General features: G+C 36.3%; 15 protein-coding genes and 1 tRNA gene. 6 read left to right on the forward strand and 10 right to left on the reverse strand.

The genetic code is table 11. The features are described 5' to 3' along the window. Positions 1 to 15: 15 nt before the first annotated feature. From ABID46_RS03150 to ABID46_RS03160, 3 genes are all read right to left on the reverse strand, one after another. On the reverse strand, positions 16 to 486 hold the full coding sequence (locus tag ABID46_RS03150; protein WP_354506972.1) for a DUF6702 family protein: 471 nt from the start codon (positions 484 to 486) through the stop codon (positions 16 to 18). A 116-nt stretch (positions 487 to 602) separates the two neighbouring features. After that, positions 603 to 1,145 carry a HEAT-like fold family protein gene (locus ABID46_RS03155; protein WP_354506974.1) on the reverse strand — a complete coding sequence of 181 codons (543 nt, stop codon included), beginning with the start codon at positions 1,143 to 1,145 and terminating at the stop codon, positions 603 to 605. Next, entirely contained in the window at positions 1,146 to 1,514 is a 369-nt protein-coding gene (locus ABID46_RS03160; RefSeq protein WP_354506976.1) for a DUF3127 domain-containing protein, read from the reverse strand. A 112-nt stretch (positions 1,515 to 1,626) separates the two neighbouring features. On the opposite strand from ABID46_RS03160, the gene ABID46_RS03165 reads away from it, so the two are divergent. Then, positions 1,627 to 1,708: transfer RNA gene (locus ABID46_RS03165), tRNA-Leu, on the forward strand. 138 nt (positions 1,709 to 1,846) lie between these two features. On the opposite strand, the gene ABID46_RS03170 is transcribed toward ABID46_RS03165, so the two are convergent. Next, positions 1,847 to 3,067: a T9SS type A sorting domain-containing protein gene (locus ABID46_RS03170; protein WP_354506978.1), complete on the reverse strand. Its 1,221-nt coding sequence runs from the start codon at positions 3,065 to 3,067 to the stop codon at positions 1,847 to 1,849. A gap of 113 nt (positions 3,068 to 3,180) precedes the next feature. Between ABID46_RS03170 and ABID46_RS03175 the strand changes: the two genes are divergently transcribed. Next, on the forward strand, positions 3,181 to 5,349 hold the full coding sequence (locus tag ABID46_RS03175) for a TonB-dependent receptor plug domain-containing protein (protein ID WP_354506980.1): 2,169 nt from the start codon (positions 3,181 to 3,183) through the stop codon (positions 5,347 to 5,349). A gap of 10 nt (positions 5,350 to 5,359) precedes the next feature. Next, entirely contained in the window at positions 5,360 to 6,442 is a 1,083-nt protein-coding gene (locus ABID46_RS03180) for an HmuY family protein (RefSeq protein ID WP_354506982.1), read from the forward strand. A 47-nt stretch (positions 6,443 to 6,489) separates the two neighbouring features. On the opposite strand, the gene ABID46_RS03185 is transcribed toward ABID46_RS03180, so the two are convergent. Next, positions 6,490 to 6,948: a DinB family protein gene (locus ABID46_RS03185; protein ID WP_354506984.1), complete on the reverse strand. Its 459-nt coding sequence runs from the start codon at positions 6,946 to 6,948 to the stop codon at positions 6,490 to 6,492. 128 nt (positions 6,949 to 7,076) lie between these two features. On the opposite strand from ABID46_RS03185, the gene ABID46_RS03190 reads away from it, so the two are divergent. The 3 genes from ABID46_RS03190 to ABID46_RS03200 all read left to right on the forward strand — a co-directional run bounded on the left by ABID46_RS03190 (position 7,077) and on the right by ABID46_RS03200 (position 9,287). After that, positions 7,077 to 8,177 (forward strand): Mrp/NBP35 family ATP-binding protein, encoded by a 1,101-nt coding sequence (locus ABID46_RS03190; protein WP_354506986.1) that lies wholly within the window; start codon positions 7,077 to 7,079, stop codon positions 8,175 to 8,177. A 13-nt stretch (positions 8,178 to 8,190) separates the two neighbouring features. Next, positions 8,191 to 8,448 carry a NifU family protein gene (locus tag ABID46_RS03195; RefSeq protein ID WP_354506988.1) on the forward strand — a complete coding sequence of 86 codons (258 nt, stop codon included), beginning with the start codon at positions 8,191 to 8,193 and terminating at the stop codon, positions 8,446 to 8,448. A 68-nt stretch (positions 8,449 to 8,516) separates the two neighbouring features. Then, the gene (locus ABID46_RS03200; RefSeq protein WP_354506990.1) at positions 8,517 to 9,287 is read left to right on the forward strand and encodes a DUF3108 domain-containing protein; all 771 of its coding nucleotides are present in this window, start codon (positions 8,517 to 8,519) and stop codon (positions 9,285 to 9,287) included. A gap of 71 nt (positions 9,288 to 9,358) precedes the next feature. Here ABID46_RS03200 and ABID46_RS03205 read toward each other — a convergent pair whose 3' ends face one another. From ABID46_RS03205 to ABID46_RS03225, 5 genes are all read right to left on the reverse strand, one after another. Beyond that, complete coding sequence (locus ABID46_RS03205) at positions 9,359 to 9,781, reverse strand: hypothetical protein (protein WP_354506992.1); 423 nt, start codon at positions 9,779 to 9,781, stop codon at positions 9,359 to 9,361. An 86-nt stretch (positions 9,782 to 9,867) separates the two neighbouring features. Continuing rightward, positions 9,868 to 12,258: a TonB-dependent receptor gene (locus ABID46_RS03210; protein ID WP_354506994.1), complete on the reverse strand. Its 2,391-nt coding sequence runs from the start codon at positions 12,256 to 12,258 to the stop codon at positions 9,868 to 9,870. A 113-nt stretch (positions 12,259 to 12,371) separates the two neighbouring features. Next, complete coding sequence (nadC, locus tag ABID46_RS03215) at positions 12,372 to 13,235, reverse strand: carboxylating nicotinate-nucleotide diphosphorylase (RefSeq protein ID WP_354507047.1); 864 nt, start codon at positions 13,233 to 13,235, stop codon at positions 12,372 to 12,374. A 78-nt stretch (positions 13,236 to 13,313) separates the two neighbouring features. Beyond that, on the reverse strand, positions 13,314 to 14,240 hold the full coding sequence (mdh, locus tag ABID46_RS03220) for a malate dehydrogenase (protein WP_354506996.1): 927 nt from the start codon (positions 14,238 to 14,240) through the stop codon (positions 13,314 to 13,316). Positions 14,241 to 14,644: 404 nt separating this feature from the next. Continuing rightward, positions 14,645 to 17,026 carry a TonB-dependent receptor gene (locus ABID46_RS03225; RefSeq protein WP_354506998.1) on the reverse strand — a complete coding sequence of 794 codons (2,382 nt, stop codon included), beginning with the start codon at positions 17,024 to 17,026 and terminating at the stop codon, positions 14,645 to 14,647. Positions 17,027 to 17,029 lie beyond the last annotated feature (3 nt).

Genomic DNA, 17,029 nt, shown 5'->3' on the forward strand with positions numbered 1-17,029 from the left:
TTTATTTTGAACTTCTTAAAAGGTTACTTTTCCAGAATCATTTCCTTTTTTAGCGGTAAAACTTTTTCTCACGCCGTTCACATCAAAGGTCACCAAATTTTGTTGGTCAGAAAAGGTTTCGATCAACATGGAATTGGTTACATCCAATTCTTTGATGTTGCTGATATTATCGGCTTTCAAATACAAACGAGTGGATTTATCATTTGTTTGAGAACCTACATACGTCAAAGGAACACTTGCGCCGTTAACTTTCACGGTTAATTTTGAACTTGTATAGGACTTAGCTTTGCTATCAAATGCATCTTTTGAATTAACCGAAGCGCCAATGGCCTTTTCCAAATCAGAAGTAAAAAACTTAGCAGTTAATTTTAAAGTACCATTTTCATAATCTACTTTGGTAGTAGAAGCATGAAAATCCTGCATAAATGAGTATCCAAAAACTCCAAGGATCCCAATTAGAACGACTATATAGTTAAAATTTTTCATTTCGTATTTGCTTATTATTTACTCTTATTAAAACAAAGTCAATGCCAAAATCTTAAAACCTTTGTTAAAGTATACTTTGGCTACCGCAATTTATAAAAATTTCAACAATTCAAAATTTATGATTCATCAAGCTCTTTCTCAATTAGTTCCCTTGTTTTTCTCGCTCTCGAAAGAACACCTGGAGCCAAAGGATTTTCTTCCAAAATCAAGTCCAATGCTGATTTTAATTCATATTTCAAATCGAAATAATCTTGGGAAATTTGATACAGCACCGTACAAGCAAATGCTCGAACAGCAATTTCTTCTTTGGGATCCATCATCCAAGCAAAGACTAAATCATACACAAATCCCTTTGAGTCTTCTGGAACATTTCCATGTTGAAGAATTCTTAGAATATTTCGTTTCAAAGAACCTTTCAACGTAGGTTCTTTTAATTTTTCTATAAATTGAGGTATGTAAGGTTTTATCAGATCAGGATTCCGATCGTAAAGGATAGAAACAACATGTGCCGCTCGTTGCGGCACACGGTAATCTTTGGTTTGTGCAAAGAAACAGTCAAGCAATTCTTGAACTCTTGTTTCATCATTTCCTATATATGAAATGATTTGAAAACAACTTTCTTTGGTATAGGTATTTTCTAACTGTAGAAAAATATTCATTTAGAAAGGCAAGTCATCTGGACCTTCTGAACTAGACTGGAAATTTGAGGTTACAGGTGGCGCTTCAGCGTATTGATTCATAGAAGGACCTTCTGCTCCTAATTTCTCAATTCTCCATCCCGAAATACTGTTAAAATATTTGGCTACACCTTCTGGATTAACCCATTCTCTACCACGGATATTGATGGAAATTCTCACTTCATCACCTGGTGTCAAAGGATTGATCAAATCAATCTTATCTTGAGTAAATTCAATTAATATATCTTGAGGATATTGTTCCTGTGTTGTGATCACTAACTCCTTCTTACGAAAGCCGCTAGCAAAACTTTGCTCGTCAAAAATTTTCTTAATTCTTCCGCTAATTTCCATTATTTATTCTTTTAGGCAAAAGTACAGCAAATTGATTGAAGCAAAAAATAAGGAATAAAAATTTGACTAAAAATAAAATAGTGTATATTTGCACCCCAAAGCCATAAAAAATGCGGGTGTGGTGGAATTGGTAGACACGCCAGACTTAGGATCTGGTGCCGCGAGGCGTGGGGGTTCGAGTCCCTTCACCCGCACTAAAAAGCAGAAAGTTTTCTTTCTGCTTTTTTTTTATTTCCATCTTATAGTAAACTTTGAACTTAAGCCTTTCAATTAATCAATAAAAAAAACTTCCCCATTGTTGAGGAAGTTTTGAAGAGTTTTTGGTTAAAAGATTACTTTTTAAGTACTGTAGAAGTTTGAACTCCTTTTTCTGTATGTATTTTAAGATAATAAACCCCTTTGCTCAAACCTGAAACGTTGACCATCGTTTTATTGGATTGAGGTCGAGTTTGAAGTAGAATTTGACCATTGGAATTCACAATTTGAATAAGTTGCACCAATTCCTTTGATTCAATATTCACTTGATGAACTACAGGATTTGGATAAACCTTAACCTCTGTTCGACTTAAATCTGTTACTCCCATATTACCTGCAACTTTTTTGTATTTGAAATACATATTTCCAGTAGAAGCACCTCCATTTTCAATGAAATACAATCGATAGATATCTTCCCCTTTTTTAACATAGTAAACTACATTGTCATAAACTCCCGAAGTAGGTTTCCAACTATGTCCGATGGATGTTATGTTTTTGGAAAATCCTGTTGTAGGAATTGTAAATTCATTGGTTGCTTGGGTTTCTTCTACACGAGCAACTTCCAAATCTGGACTTTGGATTACTCCTGCCATACGATACATCATAATGTTGTTGTAAAACGTCCAATAACGAGTAAACATCAAATCCCAAGAACCAATTTCAGGTTCATTGTTTGCTACAATTTCATTTGTTGCAAATGAAAAATAATTAAAATAATGGTTATTGGTGCCATTGGCAATGGTTTTGGTTTGGGTTTCACCCCAAGACGTTCCATTCCATTTAGCATATTTAAATGTATAACCTCCAAAATAATCCGTGATCATGAATTTCACATACGAATCATCTTGTAAATACTTTAAAACAAAAACAACTTTCCCTTCTATATGATGCGTGATAAAATTATATTCGCCCCATCCATAGGTAGCTGAGCCTTGTTCAAAAGCACCTTCTTGTAAAGATTCTGTTTGGTCTGGATTGTAAAGAACCTCACCCCAAGATCCAATATTTCCAATTTGTATGTTGTCCCAATCGCTTGGTTCTGCTGAAGCTTCATACACTTCAATATTTTTTGCGTCATTGACTCTTGTACCAAAGTCTGTAGAACTTATTCTCCAAAATGCAACATCCCAATTATCGGCAACATGACTATTTAGTTGACCATCATCGAAATTAAAAAATACGCGATTCGCATAATTTGCACTCATAGAAACTTCAGCTGTTTCATAACCCAATTCATCAACCTGAGCTTGTAGGTATCCCATACCTATAGTCAATAATCCTAGTATAAATTTTCTCATTATTAATATTTTTTGTGTTGTATTGATTTAAATCAGGGATAAAAATAATTTTTATTTGGAATAAGTCTAAATAAAAACATAATTTTGTATCGATTTCTAATAAAAATCATAAAATGAAAATTTTCAACAAATTATTTGGGCTTTTTATACTAAGTGGTTATTTCTCTTATGCACAAGAAGTAACAACTCAAGATGAACAAGAAGAAATTGTTCATTTGGATAATGTGATCATCACAGGGCAATACTCAGCACAATCTGTAGACAAATCTCTCTATCAAGTTGAAGTAATTTCTTCGGAGGATATTAAAAATATGGCTGGAAATACTATTGCCGATGTGTTGAATCAAAATCTAAACATCCAAATCAATCCAAGCAGTGGAACTGGAGATTCAAATATTTCGATGATGGGTTTAAATGGATCTTATGTTAAGGTCTTGGTCGACAATATCCCGCTAGTTTCCGATTCTGGATTTGGAAATGATATTGATTTAACCAAAATCAATTTGAATCATGTGGAACGAATTGAAATCGTAAAAGGATCAATGGGTGTAGATTATGGAAACAACGCTTTAGCAGGAATCATCAATATCATTACCAAAAAATCTTCAAAATCCAATTGGTCTATAAATATGATGGTTCAGGAAGAAACTGTCGGAAAAGAATATGACTGGTATGAAGCTGGAGGCGTAGAAAAAGGAAAAGGAAGACACATACAGGCTTTGGATATTTCGAAAAAGTTAGGAAGTAATTGGTCCATCAAAGCTGGTGTCAATCGAAATCATTTCCAAGGATATTGGGGAGAATTAAAGGGTAAAAAATATCTAGAACAAGACAATTCGAGAGGATACGAGTGGTTACCTAAAGAACAATGGAATTCATATGGATCTATTTATTATAAAAAGGGAAATTTTTCTGCTTTTTATAAACTGAGCTATTTAAATGAGGAAATCAATAAATATGACTCTGTTGTCAAATCAAAAATTTATCCTGGTGGTGAACGTACTTTATATGCCAACGACCGTGATTATTTCACCAATCGCTGGACTCATCATTTAAACATTAATGCCAAACTTTGGGATCAAATTCAATACAATGGAGATTTCTCTTACCAAACCCAAGAACGTATTTTTCAGGATTATGAATACGATATTGCCCAAAGAAGCGAAATAGGAAGAAAAGATAAAAACACCTATTTATCAACCAAAGCATATTATTCTAGAGGTACTTTGAGTAATTTTTTTCCAGAAAAAAGGTTCGACCTTCAAGTTGGATATGAATTCGATATCAACAAAGGATTTGCCAATATGTTTGCTGATTCGTTTGTGTTTGAAGAAAATTTAGACAAGGAAGTTGGTACTTACGCAGGATTTATTTCTGCCGAAATATATTCTGACTTTGGTTTGTCAATTCGACCTGGAATAAGAACAACATTTAGCAATAAATTTTCTCCTATTTACAATTTCTCATTGAGTTCTAAGTACAATTTGACAAATTCCTCATCTATACGTGCAGTAATTGGAACTGCCAATCGCTTTCCAAACTTCTCTGAACTTTATACCTATCAAGTAGATACCAATCATGAAATTTTAGGTGATCCTAATTTACATCCAGAGAACGGCTATTCGACATCCATTCAATGGAATAAACACTACAAGTTTGGTGATTTCAAAATGGACAATAACATAAGCACCTTGTATTTAGATGTTCAGGATAAAATTTATCTCGTCAACCTTGGAGGCGCAAATTACCGATTCATGAACATTGACAAATACAAAAATTGGGGAATTACAACAGAAAATAGATTTTCGTACAAAAATTGGTTATTTACCATAGGAGCATCTTATTTCGGTACTTCTCAAAACTTGTATAGTCAAACCTATACGACCAATGGAGAAATCGAAAATGATTACCGCTATCATTTTCAAGGAAATTCTTCATTAAATTTCAGTGTTCCTTCGCTTTCTACTACCTTCTCGGTTTATTACAAATACACAGGGAAAGCATCTGAGTATATTCTAGACCCCAATAGTATTACAACATCTGAACCCCAATTTATATTGGCCAAGCGTGATGATTTTCATATGTTGGACGCGTCTATCAGAAAAGGATTCTACAATGACAGGCTAGAACTTACCTTAGGTGCAAGGAATTTACTTGACATAACGTCAATCAATGATGAAGCTTACATTGGTCAAGGCCATACAGGTTCTGGAAATGGAAATGTCCAATTGTTTTATGGAAGATCCTTTTTCCTCAAATTAGTATACAATCTTGAATTTTAATTATTTCAAAATGAATAAAATTGTTTTCATACTGCTTGTTTCCATCTCTATCGTAACAACATCTTGCTTGAAAGAAGATGATGGAATTATAGAAATTCCACCTTTGACAGGAGCCGTCATGAATCCAGAAATGGGTGGAGCAGCACAACCCAATCAAATTTGGATTGACCTATCCACCACCAATTCAGCACAAAACCATAGAAATGACTGGGATTTAGGTTTTTATTCTGGAGACGAATTCTATGTCATCCTGAACAACTCGATTATGATGGCAGCTGCAAGTATTGACGAAACAAATATTGATGCAGCATCAGAATCAGATTTTGCAGACGTCATGTCTATCATCAATCCTGGAGCTGGTTTCCCTGCGCAATACATAGATGATGTCAAAGGAGACTATTATCCCAATGGTACCGCTATAAAAGCAATCAGTGATATAGACGAACAAAACAAAGTCTATTTATTGAAAATGGGATATAAAACCTATGAAGGCGACATCCCAGCTTACTCAACCTATACAGCTGGTGACGTTAGAGGATATAAAAAAATAAGAATTTTGAGACATTCTGGTAATTCTTACAAAGTTCTTATTGCAGATTTGAATGATACAACCCATCAAGAATTCATCATACCCAAAGAATCTAACCATCACTTTGCATTTCTTAACATTGAAAATCAAGCATTAGTCAACATTCAACCGATTAAAGAGGATTGGGATATTTGCTTTACAGTTTGGAACAATATTATTGAAGGTCATGGAACCTATATTTACCCAGACTTTGTTTTAACCAATCGATTGTCAGGAGTAGGTGCCTATATGATAACTACTGATGCTTTGAATTTGGAAACCGAATACACCAATTTTTCTATAGAAGATGTTGATCCAAGTTTATTTAATTATTCAGATCAACGAATTATTGGAGGAACTTGGAGGTCTACCGTAAGTGGAACCACTTCAACACCCATTGTACACAACGATAGATTTTATGTTCTTAGAGACCCAGATGGAGTTTATTACAAAATCAGATTTATCAGCATGCTGAATGAAAATAACGAACGTGGATTTCCGATATTTGAATATTCACCCTTATAACCTTACTATTCTTTAATTTTACAGAGAGCCGGCTTATGCTGGCTTTTTTATGAAATAGATTTAGACAGAGCCATTACATAACCCAAATGCAATGATTCATGCAAATTATTGAAACGGATAGCATCTTCTATGGTTTCCAATTTTATTCCAAAGCTGGTTTCATAAGGTCTGAAATAAGCCAATTCTTCATCGAAATAATCCTTTTTCAAACGGACTTGAGTCGATTGCAATAGTTTGATTAATTTGTGCACATCGTCTTCTGTGGCATTAGGATCACCAAAGGTTCCTTTTTTGTAACGCATCACCCAATCATTGTCTACCAACATTTCATTGTCCGTAAGGTAATAAGTCATCAATTGTTGCGTCACCAAAACATGGGCACAATTCCAGAAAATATTGTTCTTAAATCCCATCGGAATATAGGACAAACGTTTCACATCGTATGCCATCAAATAACTAATCAAATTCTTTCGAATTTGTGCCAAATCTTCAAAATGTTTCTCCATTTCACATGCCTTTCCTCACAAATTTAACAACTTAGTTCAAAAAAATCATTAATTCTAACCAAAATCATTTTGCTCGAATTTTTTAACCGATTGTTAATGCGTAAATTTGTAGATTAAATGGAATAGAAATGAGTAGTTTGAAAAATCGTGCAATGGCCATCCTAGAAGAAATGGGATTGGAGAATTGGGTGAAAAATTTACAAGTAATGGGCAATGATATCGTTTTGGATATTGTTTCTCATTCTCCAGCAATGCATGAACGTAAGCGTTTGGAACAAGCATTGAAAATTACATTTTCAGAACAATTACCAGAAGGGAATTTAAAATTAAACATACTAGTTGAGTCGCAAGAAAAACCAGCAGAAATCAAAGGAAATGACATTCCAGGTGTCAAAAACATCATTGCGATTTCTTCTGGAAAAGGGGGTGTTGGGAAATCTACAGTTTCTTCCAACATAGCCATCAGTTTGCAAAAAATGGGATTCAGCGTAGGATTATTGGATGCCGATATTTATGGTCCATCTATGCCAACTATGTTTGATGTAGAAGGTCACCAACCACATTCGGTTCAAGTCAATGGTAAATCCATGATGAAACCAGTAGAAAGTTATGGAATCAAACTTTTATCGATCGGGTTTTTCGCAGGTACAGATCAAGCTATCGTATGGCGTGGACCTATGGCTGCAAAAGCATTGAATCAAATGATACGCGATGCGCATTGGGGAGAATTGGACTTCTTGGTAGTTGATTTACCTCCAGGAACGGGTGACATACATTTGAGCATTGTTCAACAAATTCCGATTACAGGAGCAGTTATCGTAAGTACGCCACAAAATATTGCCTTGGCAGACGCTAGAAAAGGAGTTTCTATGTTCCAAATGGAAGCAATCAATGTTCCCGTCTTGGGAATTGTAGAAAACATGGCCTATTTCACTCCTGCAGAATTACCAAATAATAAATACTATATTTTTGGACAAAATGGAGCTAAGGATTTAGCCGAAAAAATTGGGGTTCCTTTCTTAGGTGAAATACCATTGGTACAAAGCATAAGAGAAGCAGCAGACGTTGGTAGACCTGCGGCTTTACAAGACAATACAGAAGTGGCTTCGACTTATATGAAAATTACACAAAATATCGTACAAAGTTTAGTTGAACGAAACAATACTTTGCCACCTACTGAAGCAGTGAGAATCACCACAATGGCAGGTTGCTCGGCAGCTAAAAAATAAATATCTTCGTTATATGGAACAAGAAAATTTAATACAAAGAGTAGAAACTGCCTTGGCAGAAATCAGACCGTTTTTAAACAATGATGGTGGAGATATCGAATTGGTTTCTGTTGAAGGTGATACAGTTAATGTACGTTTGAAAGGGACTTGCACCGATTGTACTGTCAACCAAATGACCTTAAAATCGGGAGTTGAAATGACCGTGAAAAAATATGCACCAGAAATTGCTCGCGTTGTAAATTTAGATGCGATCAAACCCATCATGGGATAATCGATTCATTACCAACCTTCACCCTACTTTGGCAAAGAGTTTGTTTTAGTAAGGACAAATTTGACAATATGAAGAAATACTTCCTATTTTTATTTGCTGCCATAGTTTCGATGTCGTTTATTACAAACGATACGCATAACTATAAAGAAGGTGAATATTTACAGTATCGAATTCATTATGGTGTTTTGAATGCTGGTTTTGCTAGTTTAACGATCAACAAAACCAATTACGAAGGTCAACCTCATTTTCATGTTGTAGGCGAAGGTTCTTCTTCGGGTGCTGTAAGAACGTTTTACAAAGTAGATGATCGATACGAAACCTTTATCGATGAAAGCACCAACAGACCGTCTAAATTCGTTCGAAAAATTAGCGAAGGAGGATATACAAGAGATCAAGTCTTCTATTTCAATCATGGCAAAAAAACAGTAAAAATAGACGACAGGAAAGCCCAGCGTATTTCGTACAAAGAATTCAATTCGTCCAATATTCAAGATTTATTATCGGCGTTTTATTATTTGCGTAATTATGATACCGATAAATTAAAAACAGGTGATTTCATCAATGTGGACATTTTCATGTCTGATGAAACCTATAAATTTCGATTGAAAATCTTGGGTAGAGAAAATATGAAAACGAAATATGGAACCATTAAGGCGTTAAAAATTAGACCTTATGTTCAATCTGGGCGAATTTTTAAAGAGTCTGAAAGTGTAACCATGTGGGTGACAGATGATCAAAACCATATCCCTTTATTGATCAAAGCAGAATTAACAGTTGGCTCATTAAAAGCTACGTTGCATGATTATAAAAAGACAAAATATCCTTTACATTTTAAGTAAATTAAATAAAAGAAACACAAAAAATGCCACCCCAATAGGAGTGGCATTTTTGGTATGATTTAGTTGAGTATTTACCCCAACCATGTGCTCCAAGGAATTCTAGATAAAACCAAAACCAAGGCAATCAAGCCCAAAATAAAGGATGACATTGGCACAGATTCTGATTTTTTCAATTTAGCATTTGCAATCGTAATCAATACTACTGCCGCAAACATCATTAATGGATGTTCTATCGCATATAAACGATTGGTCGCATCTTTCATAGTGTTTTCAGTGAACTGCGCATAAGGCGAAACAAAATACAAGACAACACCAACCAAAAGTTGAATATGAAAGGTAAGGGTTGCAAAGAAACTTAGCTTGGTAATACCAGCTGTTCTCGCTTTTTTGCTAAAGGCGAAATATCCAATCATTAGGACAAAAAGAACACCCATTAACAAAGTTAAATACGCCCAACCACTGTGGAAATTCTGTAAAATTTGATAAAGATTCATAATACAAACGTTTATTGTGATGTACAAAAATATAAAAAGCCCCTCATTGCTGAAGGGCTTTTCTGTTTTTTATTTAAGAATAAAAATTAGAAGTTAACTTGGACACCCGCGTTAAATGTTCTTCCAATTCCCCATCCGTATCCGAATGAATCTTTTGCAATTACGTATTGAGTATTTGCTAAGTTTTTCACGTTTCCACGGAATCTTACTTTTTGAGCACCTAATTTGAACTCATAGGTAACACCTGCATCTAATAATGCAAATGGAGCGATTTGATCTTGTCTATCTGTAGCTGGATCGAAGCTCAATGGATCTACACCTGCAAAGTTGTTTGCATAATAGTTAAAGTCAGCGTCGAAAGATAATCCTTTACAAACTTCAAATTGAGTTCCTAATCCAAAAGTGAATTGAGCAGCATCACCTACCATGATTCCAGAGAAATCACGTGGAGCAACTTCTGTAATGTTGAAATCTTCGTCACGGATCAATACTCTTGATTCACCATCATATTGCCAATCTCCTAATGAAGCATAACCTCTAACAGAGAATTTTCTTGTAACTCTAGCCCAGAAATCAACTTCAATACCTTTGTGTAATTGAGTTAAGTTTGGAAATAAGTAAGAAATATCTTGACCATCGATTTGTCCTGATTCAGACTCGAAACGGTTTGCCCATTCTGTGTGGTACAAGTTAACGTTCACTTTCAATGCTCTTGTGTTGTAACGGTAACCCAATTCGATACCAGTAATTTCTTCGTTGTCAACTTCTGGCTGATATAAATCTACAGAGTTTGGAACAAAAATGTTATCTAAATAAGCTTGACGAGAATAGAATCCAGCGTTACCAAAGATTGTATGTTCGTTGTTGAAGCTATAAGCCAAACCTCCTTTGATGTTGTATCCTAATTTGTTTACTTTCTCAGATTCAGTTTCTGTAGCATAGTTCCAACGATCGATTTTCACATAAGATTGGTTAGAAACCGCACCTTGAACAAAAGCAGAGAATCCTCCAATTGCATACTCCAATTGAGCAAATCCACCTTGGTAGTTGATTTTTTCAGAGTTGTCATACGCTACTCTTTGGCTTTCATCAGCACTTTTGAATAAAGCTTTCCAAGGATCAGCTTCAAACGCTTCTGTCACTACATATGGAGTAGCTCCTTCGAAACGTTTTGTTTCTTGCCATCCGTTCAATCCTAAGAAGTTTGAAACTTGACGGTAGTGGTCACCTTTGTAGAAACGTAAGTCAGCTCCAACGTTGAAGTTGAAATTTTCATTGATTTTCCAATCTAAGTTAGTAACTGCACCATACCAGAAGTGGTTGTTAACAGAAGAACGAATAGCTCCGTTTTTGAAACCTCCTCCGTTGTTTCCAATTCCATCATCATCTGCTAAGTTGTTCGCATAGATTTGGTCAAAATCAATCAATCCAGAATCAGTCAATACGTTTGTCGTGTTAGATGAAGAACCTAAGTTTCCTGTTCCTCCACCTTTACCTAATGAAGCATACACAACAGTAGACAATGCTAAATCGTTGTTGATGTTCCAATCCCAGTTCAAGTTAGCAACTGGTTTGTGGTAGAAGTTTCTTCTGAAGTTTGTAGCTTCTCCATCCAAGAAACCATAGGTATTGTTGTATTTTTTATCGTAATTTCCTCTAGCCCATTGAGACTCACTCTTGGTAGAGTAATTTTGGTCATGCCATTGTGGAGCACCAAAAATCATCAAGTTCAAGTTGTGACGCTCGCTTGGTTTGTAACCAACTGAGAAGAAATAACTTTGACCTTGACCTGCAGTTCCATAACCAAATTTTCTATGTCCTTGCCAGTAATCTAACAACATAGAGAATCCCCATTTTCCTTTCAAACCTGTATCGTAAGAAACAGTTCCTTTGAAATACGAGTCGTTACCCATCATGAAACGAGCCATACCTCCTTGGTTTCTTTCAGTTGCTTTTGTAACGATGTTTACCGTTCCACCAACTGAAGAGATAGCCAATTTAGAAGAACCTAAACCACGTTGGATTTGGATAGCGTTTGCCACGTCTGTCATTGAACTCCAGTTCGACCAGTACATGTTACCATCTTCCATACCGTTGATAGGTTGACCGTTTAATAAATAAGCGGTGTTGGATTGATCAAAACCTCTTAAGAACATTTTAGAATCTCCGAAACCTCCTTGTTGACCACCTACGAAAACGGAAGGAGTGTTTTTCAAGATTTCAGGAAATTCAACGTTCCCAACAGCTTTGTCTTGGATTTCTTGACGAGTGATAGTAGACACAGCAACCGGAGTTTTTCTGTCTTCTTCTAAGTCAATAATACCTTTACCAACAATAACAGTTTCAGTAAGTAAGATACTTTCCTCTAAATCTGTTGAATCTGATACTTCAGGTTCAGTTACCTGAGCATACGTTAATGAAGCACCTCCTAACATTAATAAGAAAGAAGCTTTCAAAAATTTTGAGTTGTTCCCCATAATTTTGCGTTTAATAATTACGCAGCAAATTTCCGAACACTTCTACTTATAATTGTTATCCTTTTGTTAATTTTATCAACGAAGATATCAACTTTTCATATGAATTATATCAGCTATTTGATCGCTTTTAGGCTCAAATCCTTATTGGGTGCGGAATGTATGATAGCTCCCGAGGAAATAAAGTCAACTCCCGTTTGAGCAATTTCTTTAACAGTTTCTAGCGTAATCCCGCCAGAGGCCTCAGTTTGACAACGGCCATCAATAAAACGAACCGCATTTCTCATTTCATCCAAACTCATATTGTCCAACATAATGACATCTACAAAATTGGTTGCAACAGCTTCTTCAACCTCTTCTAAAGTTCTGGTTTCAACCTCCACTTTGAGATGTTTGTAATAATGATCTAAATAGGTTTTAACCGATTCCACAGCCTTGGTAATTCCGCCGGCATAATCAATATGGTTGTCTTTCAACATAATCATATCGTATAAACCATAGCGATGATTATGTGCTCCACCTATGTAAACGGCCCATTTCTCACACATTCTGAAGTTGGGTGTCGTTTTGCGGGTATCCAAAATTTGCACACCCGTTCCTTTGACTTCTTCTACCATTTCTCTAGCCAAAGTTGCAATACCGCTCATGCGTTGCATGCAATTAAGCACCAAACGTTCAGAAGTTAAAATGGATCGAGCCGAACCCGATACGCGCAATGCCACATCGCCTTTTTTGGCAACTTCGCCATCTTGCATCAGAACAGTCACACTTAACTTTGGATCGAAAAAATGAAAGATTTCTACCGCTAGATCTATTCCAGCCAATACACAATCTTCCTTGACCAATAATTGCGCTTCATCTTGTGTAGATTCGGGTACACTTCCCAACGTGGAATGATCTCCATCACCTACATCTTCACGAAATGCTTCCGATATAAAATAGCGCAATCTATCTCTTGTAACGTAATCTGGTCTTTTCATCATAGCTTAGCGGAATTTAGTCCATAAAAAAACGGTGGCAAAAAGCCACCGTCAAATTTAGTTTATTTTTGATAGGATTTACACTTTTAAATCACCATTTACTTCACGTACTGCTTTTGCTGCTTCTGCAAATTTCGCTTGTTCAGCTTCGTTCAATTCAAATTCAACGATTTTTTCAACTCCATTTGCTCCGATGATTGCTGGAACGCCTAAACAGATGTCAGATTCTCCATATTCACCATTTAACATCAAGGAACAAGGAATCATTTTCTTTTGGTCACATAAAATGGATTGAACCAAAACCGAAACCGCTGCTCCTGGCGCATACCATGCAGAAGTTCCCAATAATTTTGTCAAGGTCGCTCCACCCACTTTGGTTTCTTCTACGACTGAATCCATTTGTTCTTGGCTTAAGAACGTTGAAACAGGCACTCCATTTCTTGTCGCTTTTGAAATCAAAGGAACCATTCCTGTGTCTGAGTGAGCAGCTACAACCATTCCGTCTACGTCAGAAATTGGACAATCCAATGCTTCTGCCAAACGGTATTTGAAACGTGCAGAGTCCAATGCTCCACCCATTCCGATGATTCTTTCTTTTGGTAAACCAGATGTTTTGTGAACCAAATACGCCATCGTATCCATTGGGTTTGAAACCACGATGATGATCACATCTGGAGAATGTTTTACCAAGTTTTCAGTAACTTCTTTAACAATTCCAGCGTTGATTCCGATTAATTCCTCACGTGTCATGCCTGGTTTTCTTGGAATTCCAGACGTGATGACAGCTACTTTGGAACCAGCCGTTTTGGAATAATCTCCTGTAGTACCGGTAATTTTGGTGTCAAATCCGTTTAAAGAAGCACATTGCATCAAGTCCATTGCTTTTCCTTCTGCAAAACCTTCTTTGATGTCAACCAAAACAACTTCCGATGCGAAATTTTTCATCGCAATATATTCAGCGCAGCTTGCTCCCACTGCTCCAGCACCTACAACTGTTACTTTCATACTATTTTGTGTTTTTTATTTAAACTTTTTGAGGTGGTAAATATACTCAATTCAGCTTTAAGTTGATAGAAGATTTGTATGAATATTTTCAGCAATTTTCTTGTTTTTGGGAGCTATTCCCGCTGTACGTTGCAATCTTTTTGGTGTACCAAAAAGGATTTCCACTGCCATCGGGGCTAAAAAACCCTGTTAGGGTTTGAAACCCTAACAGGGTTAATTTACCAGATCTAAAATGCGCCCGAGATGGAGGCAATTGTTTGAGCTCTCTTGTTATGGTTCGTCTCTAGACGAGACATAACAAGAAGCGAGTGCCGAGAGCTCGCAAAGGCGCCCAAAGAAAAATCCCCTCAGAAAAAACTTCTGAAGGGATTGATCTTGTTATAAAATGTAAATGAAAACTCTTGTTAAAAACCAATTCCGCCGCTTGGGGCTGCATTGTTGGTTTCTTGTTTCAGGTTACGTTTGCGAACATCTCCTCCGAAATTATAGGTGAAACCTACAAATAAGGTATTGGATTCCCAGTTGAATTGACCAATACCACGGTTGGGATAATCAATATGCGCTTCTGCATGAAAGGTTTTGAAAATATCGCTCACACGTGCTGTGAAACTAGCTTTTCCGTCCATGAAAGTGTAACGTGCTCCCAAATCCAAACGCCACATCGGTTGCATTTCTCCTTGAATAAATTTGAAGGCACCTCTGTACATGAAGAAATTTTGCAAACTTAAATTTTTGGTAAGGGTAATGTTGTTGTTGACACGTGCATTCCAAGGTGTACCAGTTTCTTCTTCGTCTCCCATGTAGAATTGGTTTTGGAAGACGTCAAAACTTGCGTTGATGTTCCACCATTTTACAGGGCGATAATTGGCGCTTAATTCGATACCAAAACTTTCTGAATCGTCGTAGTTGATGAAGATTTGGTTCATGATTCTTGGATCGTATTCGTCCATTTCCATGTAACGGAAAATCACATCGTTTACTTTGCGGTAGAAAACTGTTGCATTTAAGTTTCCTCCTTTGAAACGTTGCAAATACCCAAGTTCAAATGAGTTGGTGAATTGAGGTTTTAAGTTTGGATTACCGATGCTTTGCATGGTCGCTGTGCTCCATTCTGGAACGGGAGTCAATTGATAAACGCTTGGACGGTCTACTCTTCTGCTGTAATTTAAGGACAATTGACCCTTTTCTGTAATGTCATAGGTAAAGAATGCTGATGGATAAAATTCCATGTAATCATTGTTGAAATCACCTACTGTGTTAGGAGCTACTGCAAAATCTGAGTTTTCTTCAACTTGTTCGGCACGAACACCTAATTGCATTCCAAATTTTCCAAATTTCTGTCCGTAATTGACATAAGCCGAATAGATGTTACGTTGAAAATCATAGGCAATGTTAGGTGTGAAAGCAATGCTATCTAAACCTACAATAGTTTGCGTAGAAATCATACGGCTATCATTGTTTTCTTGACGGAATTGAAGTCCTGCCTCAATTTTTCCACCGTCTACAATTTGATTGGTATAATCTAAATTTACACGGATATTTTCATTGCCACCTTTACGTGTTTCTGCATATAATTGTGGATCATTGAAATTAGGAAATTCATTGTCATAATCTCTGAAATCATCACTCGTTGATTTTGAATAAATCGCATCCAAAACAATGTTATGGTCTTCTTTGCCAAAATCTTGTTTGAAGTTTAAACTTAGATCACGGTTTTTGTAATAACTGTCAACGTCTGAAATGTTGGAATACCAAAGATTGTTGTTTCGGTCATCTACATCTGAACTTGCCAAACCTGTTTCATCACTAAAGAATTGGCTTGTATAAATTGTCAACGCAGATTTCTCACCGATGAACCAGTCAAATCCGACTTTGTACAATTGAGAATTGCTTTCGTCCATAACGTCAAAATATTGATCCAATCCTGTGTCGAAATTTTCGACTGTTCCATGAAATCTTCTTTTGCCTAAGTTGGCATTGTAATTTCCAAAGAAGTTAAAATTTCCTGTATTGATATTTGCATTAATAGATCCGTTATTACGTAAGTGGTCTCCATAGGTCATACCTAAATCCAACCCAACATTGTATCCTTTGCGTTTGTTTTTATGGGTAATGATGTTCAAAATACCTGAGTTTCCTTCTGGTTCATACTTTGCCGATGGATTGGTAATGATTTCAACTTTTGCAATCGCATTGGAAGAAAGTTGTTTCAACAATTGAGCTGCTGGAATATTGGATGGTTTTCCATCGACCATCACTTTCACGTTTTCATTTCCACGAAGGGAAATTTGACCGGTTTCTTGGTCAACACTTACAGAAGGAATGTTGTTCAATACAGAAGCTGCATCTGCACCTGCACTTACCAAATCTTTTCCCACATCGATGACACGTTTGTCGATTTCTGTACGATATTGTGAAGTTTCGGCTCTAATTTCTGCCCCTTCTAATTGTACAATTTCGTCGCCTAATTTGATGATACCTAAATCTGTTTTGGATCCGCTAACTTTTAAATCCATTACTTTATCGGCAAAACCAATGGCAGTAATGACAAATTCATACTCGCCAAATGGAACCTCGTCTACGATAAACTTCCCATTTTCATCGGTCATTCCACCTGAAATCAGGTCTTGCACTTCTCCTTTTGTGTAAATTTCTATGGTAACAAATGGCAATCCGTGATTGGCATTGTCCTGAATGCTCCCTGTGACTTGTCCCATTTTTGTTTGGGCAAATGATACGACAGCCATCATGAACATCAACACTGTCATTAAATTTCTACATCTCATACC

The organism is Moheibacter stercoris (assembly GCF_040545805.1).
GTDB classification, from domain to species: domain Bacteria; phylum Bacteroidota; class Bacteroidia; order Flavobacteriales; family Weeksellaceae; genus Moheibacter; species Moheibacter stercoris.